At 69.9% G+C, this 15,106-nt stretch carries 14 protein-coding genes and 1 tRNA gene; 6 read left to right on the forward strand and 9 right to left on the reverse strand.

All coding sequences use genetic code 11. The features are described from left to right. The first annotated feature begins 72 nt into the window (after window positions 1-72). Window positions 73-1,194, forward strand: a complete 1,122-nt coding sequence (locus MJ607_RS05600; protein ID WP_243074593.1) for a S16 family serine protease — start codon at window positions 73-75, stop codon at window positions 1,192-1,194. Window positions 1,195-1,337: 143 nt separating this feature from the next. Beyond that, window positions 1,338-4,244, forward strand: coding sequence for a UPF0182 family protein (locus MJ607_RS05605; RefSeq protein ID WP_243074594.1), 2,907 nt, complete (start codon window positions 1,338-1,340; stop codon window positions 4,242-4,244). A 64-nt stretch (window positions 4,245-4,308) separates the two neighbouring features. Here the strand turns inward: MJ607_RS05605 and MJ607_RS05610 are convergent, their stop codons facing one another. Genes MJ607_RS05610 through idi form a run of 7 tightly spaced genes read right to left on the reverse strand, consistent with a single transcriptional unit; the run spans window position 4,309 to window position 9,899 of the window. Beyond that, a complete protein-coding gene (locus MJ607_RS05610; RefSeq protein ID WP_243074595.1) occupies window positions 4,309-5,202 on the reverse strand; it encodes a prenyltransferase in 894 nt (297 codons plus the stop codon). Next, entirely contained in the window at window positions 5,199-5,504 is a 306-nt protein-coding gene (locus MJ607_RS05615) for a lycopene cyclase domain-containing protein (protein ID WP_243074596.1), read from the reverse strand. The genes MJ607_RS05610 and MJ607_RS05615 overlap by 4 nt, the downstream gene beginning before the upstream one ends. After that, entirely contained in the window at window positions 5,501-5,842 is a 342-nt protein-coding gene (locus MJ607_RS05620; RefSeq protein WP_243074597.1) for a lycopene cyclase domain-containing protein, read from the reverse strand. Before MJ607_RS05620 ends, MJ607_RS05615 begins: the two co-directional genes overlap by 4 nt. Window position 5,843: 1 nt before the next feature. Beyond that, window positions 5,844-7,418: a phytoene desaturase family protein gene (crtI, locus tag MJ607_RS05625; RefSeq protein WP_243074598.1), complete on the reverse strand. Its 1,575-nt coding sequence runs from the start codon at window positions 7,416-7,418 to the stop codon at window positions 5,844-5,846. Continuing rightward, window positions 7,415-8,287 carry a squalene/phytoene synthase family protein gene (locus MJ607_RS05630; protein WP_243074599.1) on the reverse strand — a complete coding sequence of 291 codons (873 nt, stop codon included), beginning with the start codon at window positions 8,285-8,287 and terminating at the stop codon, window positions 7,415-7,417. Before MJ607_RS05630 ends, crtI begins: the two co-directional genes overlap by 4 nt. Next, on the reverse strand, window positions 8,284-9,345 hold the full coding sequence (locus MJ607_RS05635) for a polyprenyl synthetase family protein (protein WP_243074600.1): 1,062 nt from the start codon (window positions 9,343-9,345) through the stop codon (window positions 8,284-8,286). Before MJ607_RS05635 ends, MJ607_RS05630 begins: the two co-directional genes overlap by 4 nt. Beyond that, complete coding sequence (idi, locus tag MJ607_RS05640; RefSeq protein ID WP_243074601.1) at window positions 9,342-9,899, reverse strand: isopentenyl-diphosphate Delta-isomerase; 558 nt, start codon at window positions 9,897-9,899, stop codon at window positions 9,342-9,344. Before idi ends, MJ607_RS05635 begins: the two co-directional genes overlap by 4 nt. A gap of 79 nt (window positions 9,900-9,978) precedes the next feature. Between idi and MJ607_RS05645 the strand changes: the two genes are divergently transcribed. Next, entirely contained in the window at window positions 9,979-10,449 is a 471-nt protein-coding gene (locus tag MJ607_RS05645; protein ID WP_243074602.1) for a MarR family winged helix-turn-helix transcriptional regulator, read from the forward strand. 90 nt (window positions 10,450-10,539) lie between these two features. On the opposite strand, the gene MJ607_RS05650 is transcribed toward MJ607_RS05645, so the two are convergent. Next, window positions 10,540-10,613: transfer RNA gene (locus MJ607_RS05650), tRNA-Met, on the reverse strand. A 93-nt stretch (window positions 10,614-10,706) separates the two neighbouring features. Here MJ607_RS05650 and MJ607_RS05655 point away from each other — a divergent pair. After that, on the forward strand, window positions 10,707-11,240 hold the full coding sequence (locus tag MJ607_RS05655) for a DUF6328 family protein (protein ID WP_243074603.1): 534 nt from the start codon (window positions 10,707-10,709) through the stop codon (window positions 11,238-11,240). After that, the gene (locus MJ607_RS05660) at window positions 11,237-12,040 is read left to right on the forward strand and encodes a carbon-nitrogen hydrolase family protein (protein ID WP_243074604.1); all 804 of its coding nucleotides are present in this window, start codon (window positions 11,237-11,239) and stop codon (window positions 12,038-12,040) included. The genes MJ607_RS05655 and MJ607_RS05660 overlap by 4 nt, the downstream gene beginning before the upstream one ends. A 3-nt stretch (window positions 12,041-12,043) precedes the next feature. On the opposite strand, the gene MJ607_RS05665 is transcribed toward MJ607_RS05660, so the two are convergent. Further along, window positions 12,044-13,246, reverse strand: coding sequence for an aminotransferase class I/II-fold pyridoxal phosphate-dependent enzyme (locus tag MJ607_RS05665; RefSeq protein WP_243074605.1), 1,203 nt, complete (start codon window positions 13,244-13,246; stop codon window positions 12,044-12,046). A gap of 98 nt (window positions 13,247-13,344) precedes the next feature. Here MJ607_RS05665 and MJ607_RS05670 point away from each other — a divergent pair, with 98 nt between their 5' ends. Next, entirely contained in the window at window positions 13,345-15,087 is a 1,743-nt protein-coding gene (locus MJ607_RS05670; protein WP_243074606.1) for a S1C family serine protease, read from the forward strand. The last annotated feature ends 19 nt before the right edge of the window (window positions 15,088-15,106 follow it).

The raw sequence follows: 15,106 nt of genomic DNA on the forward strand, positions 1-15,106 counted from the left end.
TCCCCGCCCGGAACACCTCTCGCTGTACGCCGGTCGCGAACGACTGACGAGTTCCCCCGAGAAAGGCCTGCCGTGGCGCTGTTCGACGAGAACGTGACGATCGCGCCCGCCCCGCGGCGGCGCATGACCAGGTCCGCCCTGATCGGCGTGTGGGCGCTCGCGATCGCCATGGTGATCCTGCTCGTGCTGACCTTCCTGCCGACGGCCTACGTCATCCAGCGTCCCGGTCCCGTCTACAACACGCTCGGCACCGCGACCTCGGCCGATGGAGAGGAAGTGCCGCTCATCGCGGTTGAGGGTGCCGAGACGTACCCCACCGACGGCGCGCTCGACCTGCTGACCGTGCAGGTCGTCGGCAACCGCGAGCGCACGCCGTCGTGGCCCGAGCTCGCGACCGCGTGGTTCGACCCGACGCGCGCCGTCCTCCCGATCGACGCGATCTTCCCCCAGGGGCAGACCACCGAAGATCGCGAGAAGGAGAGCAGCGCGCTCATGGTCGATTCCCAGAAAGAGGCGACGGCGGCCGCGCTCACCGAGCTCGGCTACGACGTCGTCTCGCAGATCTCGGTGCACTCGCTCATGGACGGCTCCGCAGCGACCGGCGTCCTTCAGGAGGGCGATGTGCTCCTCGAGGCCGACGGCGAGGTGCTCACGAGCGCCGATCAGCTGCGCGAGATCGTCAACGCCGGCGGCGGCGCGGCCGTCGAACTGAAGATCGAGCGCGACGGTGCGGAGCAGACTGTCGAGGTCACGCCTGCCGAGTCGACCGTCGACGGCGAGACCGTGTGGCTGCTCGGCATCCGTCTCCTGAGCGATTTCGAGTTCCCCATCGACGTCACGATCCAGATCGACAATGTCGGCGGGCCTTCCGCCGGCATGATGTTCGCGCTGGGGATCATCGACACCCTGACGCCCGGCAACCTCAACGGCGGCGAGAACGTCGCGGGCACCGGGACCATCGCGTCGGACGGCACGGTCGGCCCCATCGGCGGCATCCGCCAGAAGATGTGGGGCGCGGTCGGCGCAGGCGCGGACTGGTTCCTGGCTCCCGCGTCGAACTGCGACGAGGTCGTCGGTCACGTCCCGGACGGCCTCCGGGTCTTCTCGGTCGAGGATCTGGACGACTCGCTCGCGGCCCTCGAGGCGATCCGCGAGGACGGCGACCTCGACGCGCTCCCGACCTGTGGTTCCTGAGTAGGCGGCGCAGCCGCCGTATCGAAGGGTACGTCCTGACACCGCCGACCAGCTCACCGACGCCGCCTGGGCCCAGACAACTCTGAGGGTTCGCCCAGCGCGGACGCGGCGTCACCCCTGAGCGGCGCACCTAGGATGAGACGGTGACCACGACGTCTGCGCCGAGCCCGGCCACACCCTCCCGCACCCGCCGCGTTCTGGCAATATCGTTCGCGATCATCGCCGCCCTCGTGGTGGCCTTCTTCATCTTCGCGAACCTGTTCGCCGATTGGCTCTGGTTCGAGCAGCTGGGATTCCAGTCCGTACTCGTGACCCAGTGGGTCGCGAGGATCGTCATGTTCGCGGTCGGATTCTTCGGCATGGCGGTTCCCGTCTGGCTCTCGATCCAGCTGGCGTACCGCCTGCGCCCCGTGTACGCGCGGCTGAGCTCGCAGCTGGACCGCTACCAGGAGGTCGTCGAGCCGCTCCGTCGCCTCGCGATGTGGGGCATCCCGATCTTCTTCGGCTTCTTCGCCGGCTTCGCCGCATCGGCCCAGTGGGAGACCACGTGGCTGTGGCTGAACGGCGTCGCGACCTCCACGAAAGACCCGCAGTTCGGCCTCGACACGGGCTTCTACCTGTTCGCGATGCCCTTCTACAGCACGCTCCTCGGATTCGTGTCGGCTGTCCTGCTGGTCTGCCTGCTCGTGACGGCGCTCGTGTCGTATCTGTACGGCTCGGTCCGTGTGGGCCAGCGCGAGCTGCGCATCTCGAAGTCCGCGCGCATCCAGGTTGCCGTGCTGGCGGGCGTCTATCTGCTCGTGCAGGCGGCGAGCCTGTGGCTCGACCGCTACAAGACGCTCATCGAGCCGGGTGACCGCATCGTCGGTCCGGGTTACGTCGGCACGCACGCCGTGATCCCCGGGCTCACGATCCTCTCGATCGTCGCGATCCTCGTGGGCGTGCTGTTCTTCGTCACCGCGATCATCGGCCGCTGGCGCTACCCCCTCATCGCGACGGGCCTGCTCCTGGTCTCGTCGATCGTGCTCGGCATCGCCTACCCGTGGGTGCTCAACACGTTCCAGGTGCGCCCCAACCAGTTCGCCCTGGAAGAGCCGTACTACCAGCGCGGGATCGACATGACCCAGGATGCGTACGGCATCGACGGCCTCGACAAGAGCGACTACACCGCGACGACGGACGCCGAGCCCGGCCAGCTGCGCGCCGATGCCGCCACGACGGCGCAGATCCGCATCATGGATCCCGCGATCATCAGCCCGACCGTCAAGCAGCTCGAGCAGTTCCGCTCGTACTACCAGTTCGCCGACCCGCTCGATGTCGACCGCTACGACATCGACGGCGTCTCGCAGGACACTGTCGTCTCGGTGCGCGAGCTCGACGTGAGTCAGCTCGGCAACGCGGCATCCTGGCAGAACACGACCCTCGTCTACACGCACGGCTACGGCCTCGTCGCCGCCAAGGGCAACGACCGCACGACCGACGGCAACCCCGTCTTCATCGAGCGCGGCATCCCCGCCACCGGCGTCCTGACGACGCAGGAGAAGTTCGAGCCGCGCGTCTACTTCGGCGAGGACTCGCCGATCTACTCGATCGTCGGCGCGCCCAAGACGACGGCGCCGATCGAGCTGGACTACCCCGAGGGCGAGGACGGCGCGACCGAGACCAAGACGACCTTCGAGGGCGACGGCGGACCGAGTGTCGGCAATGTCTTCAACCGGCTCATCTACGCGCTCAAGTTCCAGTCCGAGCAGATCCTGTTCTCGGACTACGTCAACGAGGATTCGCAGATCCTCTACGACCGCAATCCGCTCGAGCGCGTGCAGAAGGTCGCGCCCTACCTCGAGCTCGACAAGGACCCGTACCCGAGCATCGTGGACGGCCGCATCGTCTGGATCGTGGACGGCTACACGACGAGCGACAGCTACCCGTACTCGACGATCGTGAGCCTCTCGCAGGCGATCGCCGACGCGAACAACGAGGCGCCCCGCGTCGCGCTGGACAACATCAACTACATCCGCAACTCGGTCAAGGCCACGGTCGACGCGTACGACGGCTCGGTGAAGCTGTACGCGTGGGACGAAGAGGACCCGATCCTGCAGGCATGGCAGAAGGTCTACCCCACGACGCTCAAGCCGATCTCCGAGATGTCGGGCGACCTCATGAGCCACGTCCGCTACCCGACCGACCTCTTCAAGGCGCAGCGCGCGATGCTCGGCGTCTACCACGTCAACGACGCGCAGTCCTTCTACCAGCGCGACAACGCATGGAAGACGCCGGACGACCCGCAGAACCCCAACTTCCTGCAGCCGCCGTACTACCTGACGATGCAGATGCCGGGGCAGGAGGTGCCGTCGTACTCGATGTTCACGAGCTTCATCCCGGCGGGTGAGAACACCCGGAACGTGCTCATGGGCTATCTCGCGGTCGACTCCAACGCGGGCGGCACAGACGGCGTGAAGGCCGACGACTACGGCAAGCTCCGGATGCTGGTGATCAACGCCGACACGAGTGTCCCCGGTCCCGGCCAGGTGCAGAACACGTTCGACGCGGATCCGCAGGTGTCGGCGTTCATCAACATCCTGAGACAGGGCCAGTCGGACGTCCTCAACGGCAACCTCCTGACGCTCCCCGTCGGCGGCGGACTGCTCTACGTGCAGCCGGTCTTCGTCCAGTCGTCGGGTGCCACGAAGCTCCCGACGCTGCAGAAGGTGCTCGTCTCGTTCGGCAACAAGGTCGCCTTCGAGGACACGCTCAACGAGGCCCTCGATGCCCTCTTCGGCGGAGACTCGGGAGCGGACGCCGGAGACGGTGACGTGACGCCGACTCCGGGGCCGACCGAGCCGACGCCCGCACCGACCGAGCCGACGCCTTCGCCGTCGACCGAGCCGACGCCTCCCGCCGACGAGTACGAGGCCGCGCTCCAGGACGCGCAGAAGGCCATGCTCGATCGCGAGGCGGCCCTCCAGGCCGGAGACTGGGCGGCCTACGGCGAGGCCGACGCGCGTCTCACGGCGGCGGTCGAGAAGCTCATCGAGCTCGGCGGCTCCTGAGCGGTCCGCGCTGATCTCCTGAGGGATCCACGAAGCTGAGGCCGGGCGCGCGATGCGCCCGGCCTCAGCTCGTGAGGAGCCAGTACCAGATCAGCAGGAGCGTGACGCCGAAACCCGTGATCTGGTTGAGCCACAGGAAGCGATCCCACCCGCGCGTCGCGGCATCCGCCGTCCCGTCCGTGATGCTGCGGAACGGCCAGACCGTCGCGAGGTACGGCAGGGCGAGGGCGGCCGCGAGAGGTCCGGGCCATGCCGTCGCGAGCATGACGAGTCCCGCGGCGGCGTAGCACGCCAGTGCGAACCGGACGGTCCATCGTGCGCCGCGCGCCGTCGCGATCGACGCGATGCCGGCCTCGCGGTCGGCCACGACATCCTGCACCGCTCCGAACGCGTGCGAGGCGACGCCCCACAGCGCGAAGGCGAGGATGACAGCGCCGAGCTGCCACGTCCACGTCGCGCCTGCGAGCACGAGGCCGTACACGGCGGGGGAGAAGAAGTGGATGCTGCTCGTGATCGAGTCGGCGAACGGGCGCTCCTTCAGCCGCAGCGGGGGTGCGCTGTAGAAGACGACGAAGAAGAGGCTCGCGGCCAGGACGATCCACGACGAGGGCGAGCCTGCGAGCAAGAGGAACACGACGAAGGGAGCGCACGACAGTCCCGCCGCCCAGAGAGTGATGCGATGCAGACGCCGGTCCAGGACCGCGCCGTGCGCGCCGCCCTTGCGCGGATTGCGCAGGTCGGACTCGTAGTCGAAGACGTCGTTGATGCCGTACATCGCGAGGTTGTACGGGATGAGGAAGAACAGCGTGCCGATCACGAGCACGAGATCGATCTGCCGCGTCGTCAGGAGGTAGGCCGCGGCGAACGGGTAGGCGGTGTTGATCCAGCTCACGGGGCGCGACGACACGAACAGGGTGCGTGCGACGGCGCCCGCGCGCAGCGGCTCGGCGGCGGTCATGCGGTTCTCCGGGGGCTCAGCAGGGTGAAGACGGCCGGCACGAGGAACGCGGCGCACACGGGGTACGAGAAGTCCTCGAGCGGGGCGAGGCCGATCCGCAGGCCGCTGATGTGCTCGTCCGGATACGTGAACAGGCCCGCCGCGATCATGAGGTTGTCGAAGACCGCCGTGAGGACCACGAGCACGAGCGCCGCGACCGCGGAGGCCGCCATCCTGCGGCCGAACCGCGGCCGCCCGAGCGTCGCGAGGGTCACGGCGAGGGTCGCGACGGCGAACGGGATGATGAGCAGCGCGTACGTCATGGCGCCTGCTCCTTCGCCGCTTCCGCGCGCCGTTCAGCGATCCGGAGCGCCCCTGCCCACGTGACGAGGCCGAGGTAGCAGAGGAACGCGAGGAACACGGGCTCCTCGAGGGGCAGGTGCGGCGCGAGGTCGATGCCGAGCAGCAGGGGGCTCGTGCCTTTGACGAAGACGCCTGCAGCGATGCCGACGGCATCCCACACGAGGAAGAAGGCCGTGCCGAGCGCGACAGCCCCCGCCGTGCGACCCGGGGCGACGGGGAACGCGAGCCTGAGGCGCACGTCGAGCACGGCGATGCCGGCGAACGAGATGAGGATCGCGAGCAGATACAGTCCCGGCACGTCAGACCCGCGCCACGACCGGCTCGGCGAGCGGTCCCGGGGAGCGGTCGCCGCGCAGGCGCTTGACGACGAGCTCGGCCGAGATGAGACACATCGGCAGGCCGATCCCCGGCAGCGCAGAGCCGCCCGCGTACATGAGGCTGTCGACGCGCGACGAGACGTTCCGAGGTCGGAAGACGGCGCTCTGGGTCAGCGTGTGCGCGAGACCGAGCGCGTTGCCGCGCCACGAGTTCAGATCCGCCGCGAAGTCGCCGGGGGCGATCGTGCGGCGCAGGACGATGCGTTCCGCGAGATCCGGGATGCCGCACCACTGCGAGATCTGCGCGATGACTGCGTCCGCCGCCTTCTCGATGCGCGCGTCGCCGTCTCCGTCCTCGCCGCCGCGGCCGAGCAGCGGGTCGGCCGGGACGGGGACGAGGACGAAGATGTTCTCGTGCCCCGCGGGCGCGACCGTGTCATCCGTCGCACTGGGCTTGCAGATGTAGAGCGATGCGGGATCGGGGATGCCGCTGTCCCGCCCGAAGATGCGCTCGAAGTTCTCGCGCCAGTCGCGCGTGAACAGGAGCGTGTGGTGCGAGAGCTCGGGCAGCTCTCCCTCGACGCCCAGCAGCAGGAGGAGCGCCCCGGGGCTCGGGGTGCGCTTATCCCACCACTGCTCCGGATAGGTCTGCAGCTCGGGCGGCAGGAGGCGCGTCTCGGTGTGGTGCAGATCCGCGGTGGAGACGACGAGGTCCGCCTCGATCGTGCGACCGTCCGCCAGGCGGATGCCGGTGGCGACAGCATCCTCTGTCTGGATCTGGGCGACCGCCGTGCCGGTCTCGATGACGACGCCCTGTGCACGGGCGAGACGCTCGACCGCGCGGATGATCTCGACGAAACCGCCCCGCGGGTAGAGGACACCCTCGTCGAGGTCGAGGTGGCTCATGAGGTGGTACAGGCTCGGCACGCCATACGGCGAACCGCCCAGGAAGACCGCGGGGTAGCCGAGGATCTGACGCAGTCGCAGATCCTCGAACCGCCGCTCCACGTGCGACGCGAGGGTGCGGGTCAGCAGCGGTGCGAGACGCGGCAGGCGGCGCAGCAGCTCGGGATCGCGCAAGCCTGCGGTCGACTCGTACGAGTCGTACAGGAAGCGCGAGATCGACAGCTCGTACGCGTCAGCCGCCGAGTCCAGGTAGGCGTCGAGTCGCTTCCCCGCGCCGGGCTCGACGGACTCGAAGAGGCTCGTCGCGGCATCCCGACCCGATACGACGTCGAGGGGGGATGCCTCTCCCTCGGTGTAGATGCGGTAGGCGGGCGTGAGCGGGACGAGGTCGAGCTCGTCGGCCGCCGTCGTGCCCAGCAGCCGGAAGAAGTGGTCGAAGACCTCGGGCATGAGGTACCAGCTCGGACCCGTGTCGAAGCGGAATCCTTCCGACTCCCACGAGCCTGCGCGGCCACCGACCTCGTCTCGAGCCTCGACGAGGGTGACGTCCCACCCCTCGGAACCGAGGAGCGCGGCTGATGCGAGGCCCGCGATGCCGCCGCCGACGACGACGGCGCGACCGGGTTCGCGAGGACTGCGCGTGCGACTCATGCGCGCACGCCCCGGGGAGCGAAGCCGAGCCACGCGCGTGCGGCAAGAGCCGCCTTGACCGGGTTCGGCACGCGCACCCGTGTGCGCGACGGCGTCGCGCGGCGGAGCCGGCGGGCGAGGGCCTCGAAGAGGTCGTGCGCCGCGGTGACAGCACGCCGGCAGTCGGCGGGGAGGAGGGGGATGACCGCCGCCGCGCACGCGAGGTCGGCGTCGATGCGCGCGAGGACCTCGGCACGCGAAGAGGCGCCCAGGTAGTCGCGGCCGAGCGCGCTCGCGTCGTGGTCGAGGTCTCGCAGGAAGTTGACGTCCTGGAAGGCCGCGCCGAGCCGCCGCGCACCCTCGACGAGCACCGGTTCGGGCTGCCGCGGAGTCGACGCACCGGCGTTGACGAACGCCTGCAGGCACATGAGCCCGATGACCTCGGCGGATCCGTACACGTATGCGTCGTGCGACGCGAGATCGTGGCTCGAGGTTTCGATGTCGGTCCGCATCGAGGCGAAGAAGGGCCCGATCAAGTCGGCTCCGATGCCGCACTCTCGCGCCGTGCGGGCGAAGGCGTGCACGACGAGGTTCGCGCTGAAGCCGCGTCGGATCGCCGTGAGCGTCTCGACCTCGAGTTCGTCGAGCACGTCACGCTCGGCGCTGTGGTCGAGGCCCGCCGCCTCCGCAGGGCCGTCGACGATCTCGTCCGCGATCCGGGCGAGCGCATACACGTTGCGCACGTGCGGGCGGACTCGGGGTCCGAGCATCCGCGACGCGAGACCGAACGAAGTGGAGTAGGCGGCTATGACGGAGGCCGCGACATCCTGGGCCGTCCGGTCGTAGAGCTCGAGACCTGTCGCGCCGCCTGCAGACCGCGTGTCGTTCACGGCACACGCTCCGAGACGGCCTGTGCGAGCTCGTCGACGAGCGACCGGGCAGCGGTGGGAAGAGCGGGGTCGGCGGCCGCGCTGCGGGCCTCCTCGAGCGCCTCGTCGATGAGCGTCAGGAGCCGCGCGCGGGCGCCGCTCTCGTCGAGGGCGCGCTGGGCGGCGCGGACCGCGATGGGCCCCGTGTGCGCGACGGCGAGGGCGTCGCTCACGTGCGTCCACGAGTCGGAATCCCGCGCGAGACCGATGAGCGGCGTGCGCTTGGCCTCGCGGAGATCGCCGCCGGGCTCGCGGCCGGCCTGCGCCGTCGAGCCGAATGCGCCGATCAGGTCGTCGACGAGCTGGAACGCGAGGCCGAGACGGCCGCCCGCCCGCCGCAACGCGGTGAGGACCGACTCGGGAGCGTCGGCGAGCACCGCGCCTGCGCACAGCGGTGCCGTGAAGGAGTAGACCGCCGTCTTGTCGTGCGCCGCCGCGAGCAGCGCATCGGGGTCGGCGAGGTCGTTCGCGACGGCATGCTCGACGTCGGCGAGCTCACCCGCGGCCGAGACGAAGACGGCGTCGTCGATGAGTGCGAGGAGAGCTTCGCGCTGCGCGGGCCGGACGTCGGCGAGGGCGACGAGCCGGCACGCCTCGTGCAGGAGCAGATCCCCCGCGAGGATCGCGGCGGCATCGCCGAGGAGCGCCTCGCCCGCGGCATCCGCCCCCTGCTCCCGGGCGCGCAGACGGAACTCGCCCGCGACGTTCGGGATGCCGCGGCGCATCGTGTCGTGGTCGATGACGTCGTCGTGCACGACGAAGGCGGTGTGGAGCAGCTCGAATGCCGCGGCCACGGGATAGAGACCCGGCTGCGCCGTGGGCGTGCCGCCGCACGCCTCGAAGGTCGCCGCCACGAGGAGCGGACGGAGCCGCTTGCCACCGGATGCCGCGCGCGCGATCGCGTCGCCGAGCGTCGTGAAGGAGCCGCCCAGCTGGAGCGCCCGCGCGCGGATGCGCTCGACGGCCTGATCGATCGCGCCGTCGATCGCCGCGGAGGGGGCCGGCGCGAGCTCGATCACGATGCTTGTCGACGTTCGGCCGCCGACGTCCGGTCGAAGAGGTGGAGCTGCTGAGCCTGGAGCACGAGCCACGGGCTGAACGCCCACGGCGTCGCCTCGAGCGAGGCAGCGAGGTCATCCGGGTCGACCCACTTCGCGTCGACGACCTCACGCGGGTTGAGGACGGGCTCATCGTGCGTGAGCGCCGTGTAGACGGGGCACAGCTCGTGCTCGACGATGCCGTTGACGTCGACGGCGCGGTAGCGGAAGAGGGGGAGCGCGAGCTCGATGTCGGTGAGCGTGATGCCGAGCTCGTAGTCGGCGCGGCGGCGGACCGCCGAGAGGACGGGCTCAGCGGGGCGAGGGTGGCCGCAGAACGAGTTGCTCCACACTCCGGGCCACGTGGTCTTGCCGAGTGCGCGGCGTGTCACGAGCACGTGACCGTCCGCATTGACGACGTGGCACGAGAATGCCAGATGGAGCGCCGTCTCGGTTCCGTGCACGCTGCTCTTGAGCGCCGTGCCGATCTCTCGGCCGTCGTCGTCCAGGAGGACGACATGATCGGTATCGGTCAACGTGAATCCTCCCTTTTTCGCTAGCCTATCTAGCGAACTGGTGTGCCCGATGATACAACGGGTGGAGAGGAGTGTCCACATGTCGCAACGCTGGGAACCTCAGACCCCGCGGGATTTCGCCGTCATGGACGTCCTGCGCGCCATCCGGGCTCTCGGGGACGCCATGGACCGCATGCACAGCGGCATGAAGGGCGACATGGACATGAACGCCACGGACATAGCCGCTCTCCGCATGCTGATCATGCGGGAGCAGCGCGGCCAGGCCGTCAGTCCACACGACCTCGCGGATCATCTGCGCATCTCGACCGCCTCCACGACGAAGCTCCTCGATCGACTGACGCTGTCGGGGCATCTCGAGCGCCGCCCGCATCCGCACGACCGGCGTGCGCGGATCGTCGTGCTGACCGACGCGTCGCGCTCGGAGTTCTATCAGCACTTCGGCGAGCGGCTGCGGGCGATGCGCGGCGTCACCGAGCAGTTCGGCGACGACGAACTCACGGTAATCACGCGATTCATGCTCGAGCTGAGCGCGGCGCTCGACCCCGAGTGAACACCCGCGGGTTCGAGAGAAACGCAAGGAAAGTCCCGGTCAAAGTGGAAAAGAGGAAGGCCCCGCTTTCGCGGGGCCTTCCTCTTTTTGTTGCGGGGACAGGATTTGAACCTGCGACCTCTGGGTTATGAGCCCAGCGAGCTACCGAACTGCTCCACCCCGCGGCACAAGAAGTAAAACTAGCACGGATTTCGGGCGGTGTCGAAACGAGGCGGGTCCGCTTGCCCGGTCTGCGCGGCCCGGGCGATCATGAACCCATGACATCCGCGCGCGACCCCGACTCCCGCGACGTCTCACACCCGCACGATCCGAACGGCGACGGGAGGGACGAGAGCCCTGCCGAGCGGGCCGACCGCAACTGGATCGAGGTCCTTCAAGAGCTGCGCGTGCTGCAGACCGGCAGCCAGATCCTCACGGGCTTCCTCCTGGCTCTCGCCTTCCAGCCGGCGTTCGCGGATCTGAACGACGGTCAGCGCACGTTCTACCTCGTCCTCATCGTGCTCTCGGCGCTGAGCGCGATCTGCGCACTGGCGCCGGTCGCCCTCCACCGTGTGGTCTTCCGGCAGCGGATGAAGCCCGATGTCGTCGCCTACGGGCACGCCGCGCTCATCACAGCTCTCGTGACCGTCGCGGTGCTCGTGGTCGGCGTCGTGGCGTTCGTCTTCGATATCGTCGTGAGCGACGGCGCCGCCGTCGTCGTCGCGATCACGCTGGGGCTCGTCATCGTCGTCCTGTGGGTTGTGACACCCGTCGCGATGCGATTGAAGCGCAGAGAGGACGACCCGCAGTGAGCGCCCTTCCCCTCGCCGTCGCGCAGTTCGCGCCCACCGCGGACGCTGCCGCGAACCTCGCCCTCATCGAGGAGCTCGTCACGACGGCATCCCGTCGGGGGGCGCGCGTCGTCGTGCTCCCCGAGTACTCGAGCTGCTTCATCGATCCGTTCGACGAGTCACTCGCCGCTCACGCGCAGCCGCTCGACGGGCCTTTCACGGAGGCACTGACGCGTCTCGCGTCCGCGCACGGCGTCGTGGTCGTCGCGGGCATGCTCGAGCAGGCTGACGACCCGCGGCGCGTGCGCAACACGGTCGTCGCCGTCGACGCGGCGGGCATCGTCGCGAAGTACCGCAAGCTGCATCTCTACGACGCGTTCGGGCAGCGGGAGTCCGACTGGGTCGAGCCGGGCGAGCTCGACGCTCCCGAGACCTTCGACGTCGATGGACTCCGATTCGGCCTCATGACGTGTTACGACGTGCGCTTCCCGGAGGTCGCACGACTGCTGGTCGACGCGGGGGCCGACGTCCTCCTGGTGCCGGCCGAGTGGGTGCGCGGACCGCTCAAGGAGCATCAGTGGCGCACGCTGCTCGAAGCGCGGGCCATCGAGAACACGGTGTTCGTCGCGGCCGCCGATCATCCGCCCCCGCTCGGGGTCGGGCACTCGATGATCATCGACCCGCAGGGCGTCGTGGTCGCGGCCGTCGGCACGGCGACGGGCATCGCACTCGCGGAACTCGACCCGGAGTCCATTCACCGCGTGCGCCGCGTCAATCCCGCGCTCGCCCTGCGCAGGTTCCGGGTCGTCGCGAAGGACTGAGAGTCAGCCCGCGAGAGTCGCGAGACGGGATGCCGCGTCCTCGAGCACCTCGACGCGCTTGCACGCCGCGAACCGGACGAGCGTCGCGTAGCGCGACCTGGACTCCGGGCGCACGAAGGCCGTAAGCGGGATCGCGACGACGCCCGCCCGGTGGGGGAGGGCGCGGCAGAACTCCGCTCCCTCCGTCGCGCCGAGGGGCGCGGCATCCGCCACCGTGAAGTACGACCCCGCCGGCTGGGAGACCGCGAACCCCGCGGCGACCAGGCCCTCCCCGAGCACGTCGCGCTTCCCCCGGAGGGTCGCCGCGATTCCTGTGAAGTAGTCGTCGGGAAGACGCAGACCCGTCGCCGTCGCAGGCTGGAAGGGCGCGCCGTTCACATAGGTGAGCCACTGCTTGACGGCGAGGACCGCGTCGATGAGCTCCGCGGGCCCCGTCGCCCAGCCGATCTTCCAGCCCGTCGTCGAGAAAGTCTTGCCGCCCGACGAGATGGACACGGTGCGCTCCGCCGCTCCCGGCAGCGTCGCGATGGGGGTGTGCGGTGCGTCGAAGACGAGGTGCTCGTACACCTCGTCGGTGACGATCACAGCGTCGTGGCGGTGTGCGAGCGCGACGATCGTCTCGCGCACGTCGGCCGAGAAGACGGCTCCCGTCGGATTGTGCGGATCGTTGACGAGGATGATGCGCGTGCGATCGCTCACGGCGGCGCGCAGCTCGTCGAGGTCGGGCTGGAAGTCGGGCCAGCGCAGCGGGACCGTCACGAGACGGGCTCCCGCCAGCGCCACGACGGCGGCGTACGAGTCGTAGAAGGGCTCGAAGACGACGATCTCGTCGTCAGGTCCGTCGATGAGTGCGAGGAGAGTCGCCGTGAGCGCCTCGGTCGCTCCCGCCGTCACGAGGACCTCGCGGCCGGGATCCAGGTCGAGACGGTAGAACCGGCGCTGGTGCTCGGCGACGGCGTCGAGCAGGTCCGGGATGCCGCGCCCCGGCGGGTACTGGTTGACCCCGCGTGCGATCGCCTCACGTGCCGCCTCGAGCACCTCCGCAGGGCCGTCCTCGTCGGGGAAGCCCTGGCCGAGATTGATCGCGCCCGTCTGCGCCGCGAGGGCGCTCATCTCGGCGAAGATGGTGGGGCGGACCACTCCGTCCGCGCCGATGAGGCCGGCGCCCTGAGCGGTGCGCCGCCAGGCGCCCGGAACGTCTCGCATCCGACTCACGCTACTCGCATAGACGAGTCCCAACGCGGCCATAAGAAACGCACAGAAACCGTCGGCAGAGTGAGATCGTCAGCCAAGAAGGAGCAGCCATGAGCGACAACACGGACGATCGTCCCGCAGTCCCTGCCGACGGGAACGACGTTCCCCAGACCTCGCCCGCGCCCGCTGCGCCGACGTCGTCCGATCAGCCGGCCCCCGTCCAGCCGCAGGCGCCCGTCGCGCCGCAGGCACCTGTCGCGCCGGCCGCGGCCCAGCCCGTGGCGCCGCAGCCGCCGGCGCAGGCCGCTCAGCCTCCCATCCCGCCGCAGCCTCCCGTGCAGCCGCAGGCGCCGGTCGCCCCCGCCGGATGGCAGGCGCCGGCCGGCCAGGCGCGCCCCGCCGGCGCATACCCCGGCCACCCCCAGCAGCCGTACGGATCCCCCCAGCAGCCCGTCTACGGCGGCCAGCCCGCCCAGCCCGGCTACGCCGGCCAGCCCGCATACACGGGCCAGCCGCCCTACGGAGCCCCCGCGCAGGGTCAGCCCTACGCGTCGTCGTTCGGCGCCGCCGCTGGTCAGACCCAGCCGACCGCTCCGCTCGCTGGTCCGCCCATGACGGGCTCCGTCCCCACGGGCACCGCGCCCGCGCCCAAGAAGAAGTCCGGTGCCGGCAAGGTCGTCGGCCTCGTCGTCGCCGCGGCGATCGTCGGCGGCGCGGCGGGCCTCGGCGGTGCCGTCGCGGGCATCGATCTCTTCGGCGAGACGCGGGACCGCCCGGCAGCGGGTCCGCAGACCGTCGTCGTGAACGACACCGAGTCCGTGAGCCAGACCAACGCGATCGCGGCCAAGGTCGTGCCGACCGTCGTCACGATCTCGTCGTCGAGCGGCTCGAGCGGCGGCACCGGCTCGGGCGTCATCCTGACGGAGGACGGCTACGTCGTGACCAACACGCACGTCGTGACCCTCGACGGCTCGGCGTCCGACCCGACGCTGCGCGTCACGACGTCCGACGGACACGTGTACGACGCCGAGGTCGTGGGCCTCGACCCCACCTACGACCTCGCGGTGATCAAGCTCGTGGACGCGTCGGACCTGCCGACGATGGACTTCGCGGATTCGTCGAAGCTCAATGTCGGCGACATGACGGTCGCCGTCGGCGCGCCGCTCGGCCTGTCGAACACCGTCACGACGGGCATCGTGAGCGCCCTCAACCGCTCGATCCAGATCGCGTCGTCGGCCGCCCCCGAGACGCAGGACGACAACGAGGGCGAAACCCCCGAGGACAACGGCGACCAGGGGCCGTTCTACTTCGACTTCGGCCAGGGCGACCAGAACCGCTCGCAGGCCACGGAGTCGATCTCGATCGCGGTCGTCCAGACCGACGCCGCCATCAACCCTGGCAACTCGGGCGGTGCGCTCGTCGACAGTGAGGGCAATCTCATCGGCATCAACGTCGCGATCGCGACGGCGGGGTCGGCGGGCCAGTCCGGCTCGATCGGCGTCGGGTTCTCGATCCCGTCCGACATCGTCAAGCGCATCACGGATGAGCTGATCGCGGACGGCGAGGCGACTCACGGGCTCCTCGGCGCGAACGTGCTGCCGGCCGCGTCGATCGAGGGATCTACGACGACGGGCGCCTACATCAAGGAAGCCGTCGCCGGCGGCCCGGCCGCTGCGGCGGGCCTCCAGGAGGGCGATGTCGTCGTCGAGTTCAACGGCGTGCCCGTCACCGACGCGACCGACCTCACGGCGCAGGTGCGTGCCGCGGCAGGCGGCAGCGAGGCGACGCTCACGTACGTGCGCGGCGACGTCGAGCACACCGTCGACGTGACTCTCGGAACCCTCGGCGCGTAGCCCCCGGATCCGGTCAGGA

This window comes from Microbacterium sp. SS28 (assembly GCF_022761035.1).
Taxonomy (GTDB): domain Bacteria; phylum Actinomycetota; class Actinomycetes; order Actinomycetales; family Microbacteriaceae; genus Microbacterium.

What these genes read in the sequence shown, in the direction of transcription:
- MJ607_RS05610 (WP_243074595.1), bottom strand. Translation starts at nt 5,202, where the DNA reads ATGACCGCCGCCGAGCCGCTGCGCGCGGGCGCCGTCGCACGCACCCTG.
- MJ607_RS05615 (WP_243074596.1), bottom strand. Translation starts at nt 5,504, where the DNA reads ATGACGTACGCGCTGCTCATCATCCCGTTCGCCGTCGCGACCCTCGCC.
- crtI (WP_243074598.1), bottom strand. Translation starts at nt 7,418, where the DNA reads ATGAGTCGCACGCGCAGTCCTCGCGAACCCGGTCGCGCCGTCGTCGTC.
- MJ607_RS05645 (WP_243074602.1), top strand. Translation starts at nt 9,979, where the DNA reads ATGTCGCAACGCTGGGAACCTCAGACCCCGCGGGATTTCGCCGTCATG.
- MJ607_RS05655 (WP_243074603.1), top strand. Translation starts at nt 10,707, where the DNA reads ATGACATCCGCGCGCGACCCCGACTCCCGCGACGTCTCACACCCGCAC.
- MJ607_RS05665 (WP_243074605.1), bottom strand. Translation starts at nt 13,246, where the DNA reads ATGCGAGACGTTCCGGGCGCCTGGCGGCGCACCGCTCAGGGCGCCGGC.
- MJ607_RS05670 (WP_243074606.1), top strand. Translation starts at nt 13,345, where the DNA reads ATGAGCGACAACACGGACGATCGTCCCGCAGTCCCTGCCGACGGGAAC.